General features: G+C 39.3%; 17 protein-coding genes and 1 tRNA gene. 8 read left to right on the forward strand and 10 right to left on the reverse strand.

Translation table 11 applies throughout. From position 1 onward, the window contains the following. Positions 1-761 (reverse strand): polysaccharide deacetylase family protein (locus NJ959_RS14630; protein ID WP_254012490.1); only part of this gene is annotated, 761 nt, incomplete at its 3' end. A 107-nt stretch (positions 762-868) separates the two neighbouring features. Here NJ959_RS14630 and NJ959_RS14635 point away from each other — a divergent pair. Beyond that, a complete protein-coding gene (locus NJ959_RS14635; protein WP_254012491.1) occupies positions 869-1,570 on the forward strand; it encodes a hypothetical protein in 702 nt (233 codons plus the stop codon). 194 nt (positions 1,571-1,764) lie between these two features. Continuing rightward, positions 1,765-2,127, forward strand: a complete 363-nt coding sequence (locus tag NJ959_RS14640; protein WP_254012492.1) for a response regulator transcription factor — start codon at positions 1,765-1,767, stop codon at positions 2,125-2,127. A 126-nt stretch (positions 2,128-2,253) separates the two neighbouring features. Here the strand turns inward: NJ959_RS14640 and NJ959_RS14645 are convergent, their stop codons facing one another. The 3 genes from NJ959_RS14645 to moaC all read right to left on the reverse strand — a co-directional run bounded on the left by NJ959_RS14645 (position 2,254) and on the right by moaC (position 4,451). Further along, complete coding sequence (locus tag NJ959_RS14645; protein WP_254012493.1) at positions 2,254-2,562, reverse strand: DUF3181 family protein; 309 nt, start codon at positions 2,560-2,562, stop codon at positions 2,254-2,256. A gap of 56 nt (positions 2,563-2,618) precedes the next feature. Further along, entirely contained in the window at positions 2,619-2,891 is a 273-nt protein-coding gene (locus NJ959_RS14650; protein ID WP_254012494.1) for a 2TM domain-containing protein, read from the reverse strand. A gap of 1,050 nt (positions 2,892-3,941) precedes the next feature. After that, positions 3,942-4,451, reverse strand: a complete 510-nt coding sequence (gene moaC, locus NJ959_RS14655; RefSeq protein WP_254012495.1) for a cyclic pyranopterin monophosphate synthase MoaC — start codon at positions 4,449-4,451, stop codon at positions 3,942-3,944. A gap of 51 nt (positions 4,452-4,502) precedes the next feature. On the opposite strand from moaC, the gene NJ959_RS14660 reads away from it, so the two are divergent. Together NJ959_RS14660 and NJ959_RS14665 are read left to right on the forward strand one after the other, a co-directional pair. Continuing rightward, positions 4,503-4,576: transfer RNA gene (locus tag NJ959_RS14660), tRNA-Arg, on the forward strand. A gap of 53 nt (positions 4,577-4,629) precedes the next feature. Continuing rightward, a complete protein-coding gene (locus tag NJ959_RS14665; RefSeq protein WP_254012496.1) occupies positions 4,630-4,839 on the forward strand; it encodes a hypothetical protein in 210 nt (69 codons plus the stop codon). Between the two features lie 66 nt (positions 4,840-4,905). Here NJ959_RS14665 and NJ959_RS14670 read toward each other — a convergent pair whose 3' ends face one another. Further along, complete coding sequence (locus NJ959_RS14670; RefSeq protein WP_254012497.1) at positions 4,906-6,042, reverse strand: glycosyltransferase family 4 protein; 1,137 nt, start codon at positions 6,040-6,042, stop codon at positions 4,906-4,908. Between the two features lie 46 nt (positions 6,043-6,088). Here NJ959_RS14670 and NJ959_RS14675 point away from each other — a divergent pair, with 46 nt between their 5' ends. Further along, complete coding sequence (locus NJ959_RS14675) at positions 6,089-6,670, forward strand: D-glycero-alpha-D-manno-heptose-1,7-bisphosphate 7-phosphatase (protein WP_254012498.1); 582 nt, start codon at positions 6,089-6,091, stop codon at positions 6,668-6,670. 10 nt (positions 6,671-6,680) lie between these two features. Here NJ959_RS14675 and NJ959_RS14680 read toward each other — a convergent pair whose 3' ends face one another. Next, on the reverse strand, positions 6,681-7,496 hold the full coding sequence (locus NJ959_RS14680; RefSeq protein ID WP_254012499.1) for an FkbM family methyltransferase: 816 nt from the start codon (positions 7,494-7,496) through the stop codon (positions 6,681-6,683). Positions 7,497-8,007: 511 nt separating this feature from the next. Between NJ959_RS14680 and NJ959_RS14685 the strand changes: the two genes are divergently transcribed. The 3 genes from NJ959_RS14685 (at position 8,008) to NJ959_RS14695 (ending at position 11,387) form a co-directional block, all read left to right on the forward strand. Further along, entirely contained in the window at positions 8,008-9,036 is a 1,029-nt protein-coding gene (locus tag NJ959_RS14685) for a glycosyltransferase (protein ID WP_254012500.1), read from the forward strand. Between the two features lie 122 nt (positions 9,037-9,158). After that, positions 9,159-10,388, forward strand: coding sequence for a glycosyltransferase family 4 protein (locus NJ959_RS14690; RefSeq protein ID WP_254012501.1), 1,230 nt, complete (start codon positions 9,159-9,161; stop codon positions 10,386-10,388). Positions 10,389-10,469: 81 nt separating this feature from the next. After that, the gene (locus NJ959_RS14695) at positions 10,470-11,387 is read left to right on the forward strand and encodes a glycosyltransferase family 2 protein (protein WP_373693661.1); all 918 of its coding nucleotides are present in this window, start codon (positions 10,470-10,472) and stop codon (positions 11,385-11,387) included. Positions 11,388-11,631: 244 nt separating this feature from the next. Here the strand turns inward: NJ959_RS14695 and NJ959_RS14700 are convergent, their stop codons facing one another. The 4 genes from NJ959_RS14700 to NJ959_RS14715 form a co-directional block, all read right to left on the reverse strand. Beyond that, positions 11,632-12,570: a glycosyltransferase family protein gene (locus tag NJ959_RS14700; protein ID WP_254012503.1), complete on the reverse strand. Its 939-nt coding sequence runs from the start codon at positions 12,568-12,570 to the stop codon at positions 11,632-11,634. Positions 12,571-12,627: 57 nt separating this feature from the next. Then, positions 12,628-13,473: a polysaccharide pyruvyl transferase family protein gene (locus NJ959_RS14705; RefSeq protein ID WP_254012504.1), complete on the reverse strand. Its 846-nt coding sequence runs from the start codon at positions 13,471-13,473 to the stop codon at positions 12,628-12,630. Between the two features lie 57 nt (positions 13,474-13,530). Beyond that, the gene (locus NJ959_RS14710; RefSeq protein ID WP_254012505.1) at positions 13,531-14,298 is read right to left on the reverse strand and encodes an O-methyltransferase; all 768 of its coding nucleotides are present in this window, start codon (positions 14,296-14,298) and stop codon (positions 13,531-13,533) included. A gap of 63 nt (positions 14,299-14,361) precedes the next feature. Beyond that, on the reverse strand, positions 14,362-14,875 hold a 514-nt coding region (locus NJ959_RS14715; RefSeq protein ID WP_254012506.1), incomplete at its 5' end, for a sugar phosphate nucleotidyltransferase.

Genomic DNA, 14,875 nt, shown 5'->3' on the forward strand with positions numbered 1-14,875 from the left:
TCGTAGCCGCGCTGAGTGAGTTGATCAATAATTTTTGGTAAAGCTTGGACGGTATGAGATCGATCGCCTCCGCCATCGTGCATTAGAATAATAGTACCAGGCTGAACATTATCTAAGACTTTATCCACAATATGGTCAACAGAAACTTTTTGTCCTCGCCAGTCATCAGAATCTACTGACCATAGTATGACTGCATCTTTTCGCTTTTGAGCATAATCTACTAATCCATTATACAGAAAGCCATTGGGAGGGCGAAACAAAGAGGTTTTCACACCAGTTATTTCATAAATGAGAGTGGCAGTGTCTTCAATTTCATGAGTGGCGGTAAATTCATTCATTAAACGCCGCCAATGATGCCAAGTATGATTACCGATTGCGTTACCTTCAGTAACTAATCGCTGTCCGAGTTGGGGGAAATTTTTAAGATTATTGCCAATTACAAAGAATGTTGCTTTAATCTTGTGTTTCTTAAGAATATCTAATATCTCTGGTGTAATATCCGGTGAAGGGCCATCATCAAATGTGAAAGAGATAACTTTTTTATCGCTAATTGGGTTAACTTGTCTAACGATCTTGCCCCGAAATTCCTGTGGCACAGAAAAATTATTCTGCTGCACCATTGCTACAGTAGTCCCTGGGACGTTTTTATCCTGAGTGGATGCCTTGATAGGGAAGTTCAAGTTCAGGATAATACTGATACTAAATAAAGCGATAAATAGTAAACTTCTGTATTGCAAAAGTAATCGTTTATGGTTTAACATGTACTGAACTGAAAAGAAAATTTCCCTAACTTATATTAATGACTGATTGAGAGGGTATCAAGGCAAGATGATATTAGCGATCGATATGGTATAAGATTAAAAGATATGTGAAGCCAGTAAATTCGTTGGCAGCAGCGAGAATGACTCCGGAAGAACAACAGCGGATGATCGTATACTACATTGAGGATGCTAAAGCTCACCTGAAAACCATTGAGCAGTATTTAGTGAATCTGGAAGATACCAATGAGTGCCTGTTTGAAGTCAGGGCTGATTCTTCTGCTGGCGCAATCGGGTTTGTACCTGCGATGCTCCACATCAGCAACAGAGCGATTGGCAAAGGCATTCATGAAACAGCAGCTTACTTGAGAAGCAGTTTCCACTCCTTTCAGATTTTTGGTCCCATTAAACCAGATCAAAAGCTAAAAAACTTATTCATGCAGGTATTTTATGCCCTCAAAGAGTTGGTGGAGCAACTTCAGGAACTCTCAGAGGCAACAGATGCTAAGGCTACTGAGATTATCTCAGATCTTAAACCGATCCAGAAGGAACTCAACGCTCATCTGAGTCTGTTGCGGAATCAATCTCGCGGTGGGAGTCAGGGAAAGGGTGTCAATAGCAGTGGGAAGAGTGGGATGGCTTCTTTTGGAGACGCAAGGCTCACGCCCGCCTTCGGCATCGCGAAGGATAACTCTGTTAGCCAACAGACTCCGGAGGCTCAAATTGAAGCCCACACAATAGATGATACATCTTCTGTAGATGACTTGCGATCGCTGATCGACCAACTCTTAACTGATAGTTCATCTACCTAGATGTTATCTTCCTTTTTTCCTCTCCTTACATCTGGTGGTTAAAGTCCTGTGTAGAATATATTCAGGTAGATTCCCCAAATACACTAAAAGTTCAGTTAAAATCATTCAAGATCTAGAACCTTTAATTCTTGATGTGGATTCCTACAGGGTGTCAAAGATTTTTTTATATCATCACTTTCTCAGGATAATCAAACATGAGTACAGTTTTACTTGTCGAAGACAACCACGCGCAGATGGAGTTGATTGATAGTTACCTCCGTGAGGGGGGGCACAACGTAATTCAAGTTCCAGATGCTAAAGAAGCTCTAAATAAAGCAGTGGAAAAAAAACCAGATATAATTGTTACAGATGTAGTTATGCCAGGAATGAGCGGTTTTGAGTTATGTCGCCAACTCAAAAACAATCCAGCAACTGCTAACATTCCGATTGTTATTTGTTCGTCTAAAGATCAGGAAATTGACCGTCTTTGGGGAATGCGACAGGGGGCAAAAGCATACTTGGTTAAGCCTTTTTCCCAAGAGCAGCTAATTCGGGCTGTCAAATTGGCTATGGCTTGATCTGAGTTTATTTGCTAATGGCTAATTTAATGTGAATTAGTAGGGAATAAGGGGCTTAAGCCCCTTGCCCTGACATCTTACCTTTGAATGGTGCAAGATATCCCGATCGAGGCATCGAACTTGATATCAGAGATTTCGCTGAAACTCTTCTAGCAAATTTATCAGATTCGCCTGACACTGCATTGGTAGCAAATCGACGAGAGGAATTTCCCGTTTACCACCGCCAAGTTTAACGGGGATACTTTGCAGAATTTGCAGTACTTCATCTTGATTGAGGTTCCCCTCAGTTATTAGGGGATAGAGACGTTCTGCTAAAATTGAGTGCAAATGAGCTTCTCTTAAGTAAAGATGCCATTTTGCTACATCAATATATATATTTTCTCCAATTTCGGCAGCGAGGGCTTCGATTGCTTCTGTAGTGTTTTGGTTAGGCATAGGAATTCCCAGTTTCTGATCGAATCGCAATGCGGTGTTTGAGAAGTCGGTTTACCCTAAAGAGACTGATTCTGACTATCTTGGGTTGTCAATGGGGCATAATCCGCGATCGCAAAAATATAGACGGCGTGTGCGACTAAAATTAATAGCCAGATACCAGTCACCCAGTATACCCATTCCCATTCAGCATAAAATAGGTTGCGAAAGAACCAGAATCCAGAGTTACAAGCGGCAAAAATCCCCACATGTACGGCGAAATTCATGCGATCGTCTAGGCGGCGGTAGTCTGGATCGCGTCGATCGGGTTTGCGAGGCCAACGAGGAGGCATAGTAGTTTTCAGGTGTTATTTGTTGAGTTATGAGCGTACTCACTAACAACTTACAGCAATTTTCAGGTATGTGAGATACAGAGAAACCGGGTTTCTCAAAGAAACCCGGTTTCTGCGGTGTACTACGTCATAGTAGAGTGTGAAACTATTCCTCTATCAAAACATCAGAGCGGCTTCGCTAACAGTCTGCCTCGTAACATCCTTTGAGAATCCCTGCGGCTTTTAGCCCAGGGAGTACGTCAACACCCTGCTCTTTTAGGTAAGTTCTAACTTAAGTCGGAATTTATTGTTGCTCTAGTCTAATGAGTATTTATCCTTATTTCTCTATCACTTCCATCTCAAAAATAGGCGTTCTATATTTTGGCTTGTTCAATAGCTTAGAGTAGGCGATCGGTAGCACAATAGGCCAAAGTACAGCACCGAGCAGCAATGTGACCAAACACAATAATTTATCTTCATTAGATAAATTACGCTCTTGCTTATAGTGGTTGAACCAGATCCTGAACAAATAGGCAGATATTAATAAGTAAAGCGCGAGTAAAATTTGGTTCATTTTTTTTCCTTCCCTATCGCTGAGTAGCTTATATTGCTAAGGATTAAGCTCATCTGCCATCAGACATGGAACTTGTAATAAGACATTTGTTGTTTGTGAGTTATTACTACATCCAACTCCGAGATTATCCTCTTTTAGTATCTTAGGCAAGCCAGTCTATAATGGCAATCAAATTAGGCCAGCTTTACTAAGTCTTTAACTTCAGGCAACGTTTTATAAAGAACCAATAAACTATTATAATAGTTTATTCATAAATCTTAATATTTAGTTGTCAAGACGGCAATCATTGGCTATGTATTCAATATTTACTATATTAAAAGTTATTATTCAGATTGATATCGGTAAATTCACGGAAAATTTACTTAAGTAAATTTTCTGTAAATTTACCAGAATAAAGCCCGATAAAAATTGTCTTTCCTACGCCAATTCAAAGAGAAAGGAGGGAGTGACTCGGAGAGGGAAGAATTCACGGATTCTCCATCTCCCGATATCTTCTTTCAGCGCGTTACCCCTTCCTCTCGATAATCGCCTGACTTGCCACCTGTTTTACTCAATAGGCGAATCGACTCAATTTGAATCGACTTTTCTAAGCCTTTTGCCATGTCATAGAGGGTAAGTGCGGCGATAGAAACGGCAGTTAGTGCTTCCATTTCCACACCCGTTTCTGCTTTAGTGGTGATGGACGCTTGGATGTGATATCCCGGTAGCTGCGGATCTGGTACGATCTGTATCTCTACCTTGTGCAGGGGTAGGGGATGACAGAGGGGAATGAGTTGGGATGTCTGTTTGGCGGCCATAATGCCAGCAATCCTCGCAGTACCCAATACATCACCTTTGGGAGTATTCCCGGTTTCAATTGCCTCGAAGGTAGTGGCTGCCATCCGCACTCGCGCAGCCGCAACTGCTTGACGGCGGGTTATTTCCTTGGTGGAGACATCCACCATTTGGGCTTGCCCTTGACTGTCGAGGTGGGTTAGGGATGAAATTTCGGAAGGGTCTTGCATCATTAAATTAGATGTGATATGATAAATTCTCGGTGAATGAATCCACTAAAGCAAGGGCTTGTAGCTCAGTGGACCAGAGCACGTGGCTACGGACCACGGTGTCGGGGGTTCGAATCCCTCCTAGCCCGTTTGAGAAGGCGAAAGAATTTATTTCTTTTGCCTTTTTTGGCTTTGCTGTCAGTTGACTAATAATGCGGAAATGTATGGAGCAAGACTATTTAATCAAGGGGAGGGGAATGACATATCGCCGATTTATGGGGTAGTGACGACAGGAGAAGTGTGGAAGTTTTTAAGGCTGGAGGGGGAGAAGGTTGAGATTGATTTGTCCGAGTATTTTTTAAATGAAGTTAGTAAGATTATGGGGATTTTAGTGAGTGGTGTTAGGGGGTAATGGGTATTGCCATCGTGCGATATCACCACTTTTGTTGATATCAATATCGCCTTGGCTACTGCTAGATCAATCCTTTACCTCTCCTACCATTTTGTGAAATAGTTTGTCGTAAGATTCCATCATTCTTTGGAAAGTAAATCTAGCTGCATTGCTAAAGCCTTTTTGTTTCATCTCGATCATTTTTTCAGGATTGAGGAGATTTTTAGCTATAATTTTAGCCGCCAATTCATACTCTTGAGGATCGAAGTAGACAGCCGCCTCCGCGCAGATTTCTGTCATTGGTAGTCGATTAGAGGTAAAAACTGGACACCCACAAGCTTGAGCTTCAATCACGGGAACACCAAATCCCTCTTGTAATGAAGGAAAGATTAGCGCAGTTGCGATTGAGTAAAGAGCGCGTAAATCTTTATCAGGAAGTGCTACTAATTCAATCACTTCTTGCCTCAGATTATTATCATCGAGAAATTGACGCATCGTTTCATTTAATGGTTTTCCAACCGTTGCCAGTCGGAGGTTTTCTAGTCCTGGTTGCTGTCTGAGATAATTGAATATTTTGAGCAATCCCAGCCGATTTTTATACCATTGGGTTCCGCCTACATGGACTAACAATGGATTGTCTGGGTTGATGTTGAACTTGGAGATTTGGGCGACTGCCTCTTCTTTTGGCATCATTTCATATTTCTCATCCAAGCAATCTTCAACAACTGTTGTCATCTGAGGAGCGACTTTAGCTAACCGCAAGACATCTGCACGAGTTACTTCTGAAGAACAAGCAATGTGCTGGGCTTGTTTTAATCCTTTAAGAATTATAGATTGATATTGCTGTCCTGTCCAAGAGGTAGGATTTTCGGGAATTTCACCGAGTGCGGATCGAATTGCTAACATATCATGACAGATGACCAGATGGGTTTTATCCTGTAAGTAGGGTGTATAGTAGGAAAAACCTTGATCGCAGATGCAGACAATATCTGCCCATCCAATAGATTGACGAAGCTTGAAGGGAAAAATCAACAACTTGTCAATGTAACCCAGCCATTTCCCCAAACCACCGACAGAGGGATAAAGTTTCCCAAGCACAGGCTCTGCTTGAATTCTGCGCACTTCAAGTCCCCTTTGGGTAAGCCCCTTCTCCATCAGATGAATAAAACGATTGATACTGAACTGTTGATCGTTGATATAATTTCCAATTAGTAATAATTTCATAACCTGCTCAGTAAATGCACAAAAAAATAATCTGGTTGGTATCATTATGAGTCAAGTGGAAAATCTTTCTGGGACTAACGCGGATAAAGCGTTATTACTTGACCGAGATGGAGTAATTATAAATTATATTCCCTATCTAAGCAAGCCAGAGCAGGTGAGGCTGCCAAAAGGGGCGGGTTTAGCCTTAAAGAAATGGCAAGATGCGGGCTACTTACTCATCTCGATTACTAATCAATCAGGTATCGGGCGTGGTTATTTTACCTGGGATGATTTGGAAGCAGTCCATACCCGAATTCGCCATGAGTATCAAGAATTTGGGGTCAATTTCTGTGATATACTGATTTGTCCTCACCATCCTGCTCAGGAGTGCCTCTGTCGGAAGCCTTCTCCTTATCTATTAATCGAAGCCGCCAAAAAGTATAACCTGAGCCTTGCCCAATCTTTTTTTATTGGGGATGCACCCAGTGATTTGGAGTGTGCTATTCAAGCTGGTTGTCAGCCAGTTTTGGTATTAACTGGTAGGGGAAGAAGTACTGTTCAAGAAATCGAACAATACCCGGTGAAGATTCCGATTTATAACGATTTGAGCGAAACTGTCGAATTAATCGATCGTGAGTTTTCTTCTTGAGTAAAGTCAATTAAACGGTCGATTTATAAAAGACTTCATTGTATTGAACCTTTTCATTTATTCCAAATTTAGGCTGATATCCATAGGCGGCAAAGAAATCATATATTTCGTGTACTTTATTGCCAGCCTTTGGTAAAAAACTAGGAGATATCTCTACAACAAATGTTGCTTGATTCATGAATTTCATGCTATTCTTCATGCCATTGAGTACAGATATTTCAAATCCTTCGACATCAATTTTACACAGCCGAATATCTTCAAGAATTGATTCTGGGATTAAACGATCTAAAGCAAAGAACTGACAATTTACTGTCGGCAACTTAGCAGAGGATTGTAAGTCCAACACCGAATTCATTCCCGGGTGATAGTCGCTAGAAAGGTATAACGGCAGAGTTTTATTTGACTCAGCTAAACCATAGGGGAATACGATAACATTAGTATAGTTATTTAGACAAATATTTCGATATAATCGAATTAGTTCTCTAGGCGATGGCTCAAAGGCTAAAACCTTGACATTTGGCATTTTTGCCGCTCCGAGTGAAAAATAGCCAATATTTGCGCCAATATCGAGAAAAGTACCTCCTTGATTTAACAATGTCATAATCAACTCCTTAACTAGGGGATCGTGACCTTTAGCTGATATCAGTCTTTGATCTGTTATAGAAATAGGATTTAATTCCAATTTAACACCATCTATCTCATAAATGGCAGACCCGAATAAGTACTTTAGGATCTGAGCAATTCGATACTTGCCTTTTTTAATCGGGAATTTTTCAAGGTATTTAATATACGAATTAAAGAGGATTAGTTTGAGTTTGTTTAACATAATTCGCTGTTTGATTTGATAATATATTTGGCGATCCTGCCCAATTTTACGGATTCTAGTGTCCATTTGTGAGCAGATACGCTAGCTTTGAGGGCAAAAATACAGCTAGCGTTGGTTTTGTCTGGGGTGAGGGAAATACAAATACCGTCAGGATATGAGTTTTGTGACTCGATAAGATCCACAACCCAGCACAACCCACTTAACGTGAAAAAGCAAAAGGCTAAACCCAATATTAAATTTAGATGGACAACAGCTTAATTATGACACAATGGGATTTACCCTGTACATAAGTTCGATTTCAATTGGGTCTGTTGGACTTAGCGCGATCTACGCTGCTACGCAGTCAGGGATGGGTGAATCAGATGATTTCTGTCGGTGGCAAGAGAGTAAGCAACATTACGCGATCGCAGCGACGTTTTTGGTATCTTTATGATACATTACACACACCCCAGAATTCCAGCAGATTCTTTCAATATTAGAGTTCAGCGATTGCTTGAGAAGTTCATACAATATGGAAAAAATTTACTTTTATGCGCCAGATCAAGATTCACATCAATTTTTTAGACAGGAAAGTCCGCCATGGATGGAAATTTTCAAGGCTAGAAATAACCGATCTGGGTCTAGCAATGGTAACTTTGTGTCTTGGATTATTACTACGCATTTTCATGTCAAACAAGCAGGAATTTCCTGTGAAGTTGTAGACGATATTCCGAAGCAGGGAATAGTCATTGCTGATAGAGGTACATTGGGCAATCAGTATCCATATTTTGGTGAAGCAATGTTAATCTGTGCGAAGGGTGATGCGGAATTTCATCCATCAGCACATTTGCATATTGTTCACAATCCTTCGGAGCTGAAAATTAAAAGAAATTTACTTTGGAATCCTTACTATATTCCCCATTGGCCACAACCTAGTTTAATTCCTAGATCAAGAGAGCGAAGCTTGATCCTAGAAAATGTTGCTTTTATAGGTTCTAGATCTAATCTGGCAAAGGTATTTTTATCTGAGGATTGGATTCATGCTATAGATGCTTTAGGATGTAAATGGCATCCAGTTTTCAATCAAAAAGAGTGGAATGACTACAGTAATATAGATGTTATTGTTGGCGTTCGTAGGTTCGATCGATGTACCTATCCGAATAAGCCAGCTAGCAAATTAATAAACTGTTGGCGTGCTGGAGTTCCTGCAATCCTAGGACCTGAATCTGCTTTTATTGCTCTCAGAAAGTCGGAATTAGATTTCTTAATAGTTCATTCTATTGACGAAGCAATTGAAGCAGTAAAACGCTTAAAAAATAATCCAGAATTGTATCTAGCAATGGTAGAAAATGGAATAAAGCGAGCGGAAGAATTTAGGGAGGAAATAATAACTGAATCTTGGATTAATTTCTTTCATGCCTATGTTACTACTCAGTATGAAAAGTGGCAAAAAATGTCTGAGTTTGAAAGAAGAATCTTATTTGCAAAACGCAATATCAGATTAAAGCTAGATAGAATGCAAACAAGAATTAATAAAATCAGTCCTTTCAATTTCAGTTGAACAAAATCTAACAAGCTCTTAACTTGTCACTAATGGCAACTACCCAGTCATTTTTTTTAGTAAGGTTGACCTATAAGAGGATCTGATTCAATCCTGCAAACTTCATACAATCCTAACAAATCATGAGAATCTTAATGCTATTTTGCAACAATTTCCCTTATCCCCCGACTCGCGGTGCTACTGAGGGCAGAACTTTTAATTTGCTTAAGTACCTAAACCAACACCATGAAGTCACTCTATTTGCTCGACGAATCGAAAATATTACTGAAGCCGAAGTCGAACAATTGAGATCTTTTACCAGCCATCTCGTTTTATTTCCACCCCGTGAAATCGCCGTTGCCCAAAAAGGAGTGGTGGGAGTAATCGGGAAAGTATGGCGCTTTCTGGAGGGATTGTTTCAGATGATCCCCACAAGCGTTTTAAGTTATTATTCACCAGAGATTCAGAGCGAGATTGATAAATATGTCTCCCAGAAAAAGTGCGATGTGATTGTCTGCGAACAAAGCATTAGTGAAGTTTTCATTCGACCAGAATACCGTCAAAAAGTCAAAACTGTTGTCGATATTCATAGCTCAGTTTACGGGTGGGTACGGAATCATTTAGAACATGGAGCATCTGAATATCCCCTCCGCGATTTCCTTTATCTCCCCTTACTCTACCGCTATGAGCAACGTTATTGTGCTAAGTTTTCTCGACTAGTAGCAACTACTGATTACGATCGCGAACAATTGTTAAAAATTTCACCAAAGGCTCAAATTACTCTAGTTCCTAATGGTGTGGATCTAGAAATGTTCCCCTATCGCAGTCAAGATCCTGGGGGACATAGTTTGATTTTTATCGGTACTATGAGTGCCACTCATAACATTGATGCCGCCCGTTTTTTTGCTTTAGAAGTATTTCCTAAAATCCAACAGCAATACCCAGATGCTACTTTCACTATTGTCGGAGCAAAACCAGGACAAGAAGTTCTAGAACTTGGTCAGCGTCCTGGTATCATTGTTACTGGTACTGTCCCTTCAATTGCCGATTATTTGCACCAAGCAACTGTCTGTGTCGTTCCCTTACGAGTCGGTTTGGGGATTAAGACTAAAACTTTGGAATCAATGGCAACTGGAATTCCGATTGTTGCTAGCAATCGGGGTTTAGAAGGGCTAACAGTGGATGGAGAAGGAGTGCCTTTGCGGGCAATACGGGCAAATCAAGTAGAAGAATATGTAGCAGCCATCGCTCGCCTATTTGAAGATGCTAAACTGCGTGAAGAAGTCTCTCGTAACGGACGATCTACGATCGAGTTAGAGTATACTTGGGAGCGAGCAGGTCAACTTTATGAGCAGGTATTGGAGGTTGAGTAGCTATCGCACTAAGTCAGAAATCTATTCCTAGTAATTAGGTGAGATATTAACTTTGATCAACATTTTACTTGTCAATAAATCATGCAAAACCAGCCTATCCTATCTGTAGTAACTCCTACCCTCGGCAATTTTTCTGAATATTGGTTGCAACAACTTCTCTCTATTCAGGGTGAGGTTGAATTTCTCTTTGTTTATCCTCCGGGTGTAGCTGCTGCTCCCGCAGCAGATCCTAGAGTAAAAATATTATCGAGCCTCTACAAAGGTGAAACACCTCAAAGGGCTGTAGGTTTGCTCAATGCTTCAGGTAAATATGCGATCGCGTTAGATGACGATGATTTTTTACATCCAGATGTTGTCAAGCTAACTCTTGATTACTTTGATAAATTTCCTCAGAGTTGGCTCCTGCGTTTATATAAAGAAAAAATTGATTACTTAAATGAAGAAGAAATTAAACGTCCTTGGGAAAAATTACCCGATCTCGATAAACTTAATGTCTCAAAAAGACGAGAAAATAAATTACAAGATTTAGTAGAAGTTCCGATCGCTCCCTTAGATAATCCTTTCGATATTAAGGTGGCTCTTTGGTCTTATGTCAAGAGAAAAGATATACATGGAACGCATGTTGAACCTTTCAATAATATCGTTTGGAAAAATGAACTGGTTAAAGATGCTCTGACTGAATTACTGCAAAATATGAGAACGGCAGAACTTCTTACTTGGTTGCCTTTGTGGGGATTAGATAGAGCTTTAGGGTTATTTATTCAAGCTAAATCTTTTCAAAAAGATATTTGTATTGGCCATTGGATGCCTGAACCTGGTCAGGTAAGATATATTGTTAGACCCTATTCATTGAAGACAATTCGACTTCTTGTCCTTGCAGAGGGTATATTAGTCAAACGGTTTCCACAATATGGCTATTTTTGGAATCTCTTCTTTGAAGAGTTATATAATGGTATCAAGACAAAAATTAGAAAAAAGATTGAAACACTACTCCCATGATATCATTCTTTATCCTTGATTCAAATCTATTCCATTTCAATGTTCAAAATGTGTCTCTCTTAGGAATTACGCAGTGACAATACATATAGTGGTAATGGTGCGTTAGCAGAGGATAACGCACCCTACAGATAGATGCGTTGCGTAACTCCTGGCTCTAATAGATTTAGAGAATTATTAAATTCCTGAAAACCTGGTTCTCTCTAATTATAAACAAAGCCGATCCCATGAGTAACAAGAAATTCCTTTAACCTTCTTTACCCAGCCTATAACGTAAATATAGGATAGGAACTCTCCTGAGATCGTTAATTACAAGATTCCACATATATCCATATTGTGGAAACAGCTTGATTAGATAAAATTCAGACAAAATACCGTATCGATTAAATCGTATGTATTCCGGGGGATTATTTTCAATACGAATTTGTTCCGGTTGTGGCAATAAGTGACCAACGATCTTCCCTTTGCCTTGCTCAAAAAATTTAGCTTGTATAGACAAACCAAGAATTCGATCCAGACACCAAAAAGGAACGTATTTAAACGGACCGACAAAAGGCATTATTCCGACAATATCTTTGCAAGTTTCTTGCACCATTTTAGTAACCCAGACTTTCTTGTCAAAATTCTCTGTGTGAGGTCCATAATGATCTTTTCTGTCCCGAAAAATACACATAAGATCAAAATCATTAGTGAAGGGAACGATAGGGATTTCCATCATATAGTCTCGATCGTTATATAAATTTTGATTGCCTTGAGATTTTCCACATACTTTTAGCTCATCCATATTGGGAAGAGTTGCCCAGGAACCAGCAAGTTGATCTTTCTCCCCAAACTCAAAATTTTTTCGGCTTAATCTCATCACCCAACTATCGGGAAATCGCTGGAAATACTGAAGAGTAATTTCTGCTATATCGGGATTAAGATACTCGTCGCAGTTAATTGTTAAAGTATAGGGAGCTGTCGCATTCATCAATCCACTAATCCGTTGGATAATTTCTCCTCTCAGAGGACTGACAATCTGGTGCATTCGAGTATCGGTAATAGGATACTTCTCGGCTCCAGGTGGATGAACTAGAATAAATTCAACGTTTCCCTTAATTTTGACAAGTTCCTCAATCCAATGGTCTGAAAATCCTTCTCTGGTGGGGATGACGATTGATAAGACAGGTGTTGTTGTTTCAGACATAGAAAACCTCGTTTTAACAAATTTTAAATTATTTATTTAAGCTTCATTCAAGCTCTATTATACCATAACTTTGAGATTTTTATGAAAAAATTCTACTTTGTCCCAGATTCGAGTCAATCGTTCATCAAAGACTGAATCATTACTAAGAATAGGTTGAAGATTATTTATAATTTTTGTTAAAGCAGTCCTGACATAAAGATCTTTCAATGCTTTGAAATGATTCATTCTTTTGAGGATTTTGACCAGAATTTTCTGATTTGATAAGGCAGAGGAAAGGATCGCTGGTTCATATTTCAATTCCATCGATTCACACCAATCACTCCATTTGAAAGTGTTGACCCCCTCCAGGCTAAGAGGAATCCAAGGTATCCGTAAAGCATCAGCGACAATTGCACCGTGCATCGCTTCTGCTATTACTATCTCGGAGGCACTAATGTCATCCATAACCTTTTCCACATCGGTAATACTCGGTGAAATATATCTAATCCCAAGATCTTGACAAATTGGCTGGAAGTCATATCTAGCTTCATGAGACCAATGGGGCATAAATGAAATCTTGAATTTTTTTTCTACAGGTTTATGAAAACTATGAACAAGAATAGCGGGATCGGCAATCGCCAATGATGGATCTAAACCTAAAGTCTTGGCTGTTTTTGGTCCTCTAACAAAATGAAAAATCCAGTTTTCCTTAAATGCTGTTACAGATACTTTGTTTGATCCATACCCAGAACCGAAAACGTGCTTATCATGTTTTTTAGGATGCCCAGGGTATAAAATCGTTCCAATCCCAAAGAAAAGTTTACTTGGATCTCCATCAAAAATATTAGGAAATATTTGCGGAAATAACCATGGGTTAAGTAGATCGCCAAAATTAGGGATTCTATGAAAATACATAAGTTTCATTTTTACATCCTGGTGTCATGGTATACTTTGGACTAAAGTGGAATCGTTGGATTATTTTCAAGACTTGAGTTCCAATATCCCCACCCGATTGCCGAGCTTGGCACTGGCAGCAAATCGGCTATCTGCTGACACCTCCTCCCAACAGTTTTTCATGTCTTCAGAAAAATTAATATCGTCAATAATAATAATAGCTTGAGGACTGCTTCTTTCAATGACAATATTGAGTTGAGGAATTACAAACTCACTTGTATGTATGGCATCAATAAATGCGACATCAATAGTTTTGCTATTCAACAATAGTTGATCTATATTCTCCTCGAATGTACCAATAGTGAGATTGAATCGATTACTTATTTGATTAAGGTTTTTTCTTGCTATATCTGCCCAAATTTTATTCGGCTCAAATGTGAGCAACTCTCCTTCCTGATTAGCCTCCAATCCAGCAAGAAAATACATCCCAGAAACACCGAATGCAGTCCCAAATTCGACGATAAGGTTCGGTCTTCGTTTTGTTACTAAACTGGTATAAAAATCTCCCATTACACTTGCCGTTCTTACGTTATTAGGCATCCTAGTTGAACCACGATCGTTGGCAGGATCGTTAGTGAGATAACCATCCCAAAGAGGTTGCCTCCCCAAGCTATTTGTCTCGGAAGCAATTTGTTCTATTTTTTGACTATAAGGACTTTTTTTGGGCTTGATAATATCCTCGGCAAACTGTTGAGTAAGCCAATAGGTTTGACTATGCCTTACCCAACAGATTGGTATTTCCCTTTTTTCAGTAAAAAATAACCGTTTTATGGTGCGTTTAGCCATTTGAAGCATTTGTCGATCTCCTGATATTTTTCAGGTTCCATTTATTCTAGCATGAGATTTAAAATTTTTAACTCAAAAACGCTCACTGCTCAAATCAAAAATTAATGGCAATTCCACTTGCCCCCTTTCATAATCTTGGACAATCCCAATATCAATAAAGTACCCATCAGCGATAAATCCATGGCATTTAATCTTATCAAAATATCTCTTCAGAAAGTCATCCTCAAAAGAAAACTTTGCGGCAAAGTTAAGATCTTGTAATATTTTTTTCTTCAAGATGTAAATACCCCCATTAATATTTCCATCTAAATTATATTGTTTCTCTTCAAACTTCAAAATTCTACTATCCGCAAGTAATACCCGGTTATAGCGGTCAAAATCTTCCAAATATTTAAGAGCAACAGTCAAGTCTGACTCTTGAAGCTTATGAAAGCTAATCATGTCTTTCAGTGAGACCTCAAAAAAGGTATCTCCATTAAGAATTAATACATCTTCTGAATCGGTTTTATTTAAGGCATATTGAATTGCTCCTCCTGTCCCAAGTGGTTCATCTTCAATTGAATAAATTAATTCACAATCCTTATAT

Source organism: Limnofasciculus baicalensis BBK-W-15 (assembly GCF_024178385.1).
Classification (GTDB): Bacteria; Cyanobacteriota; Cyanobacteriia; order Cyanobacteriales; family Coleofasciculaceae; genus Limnofasciculus; species Limnofasciculus baicalensis.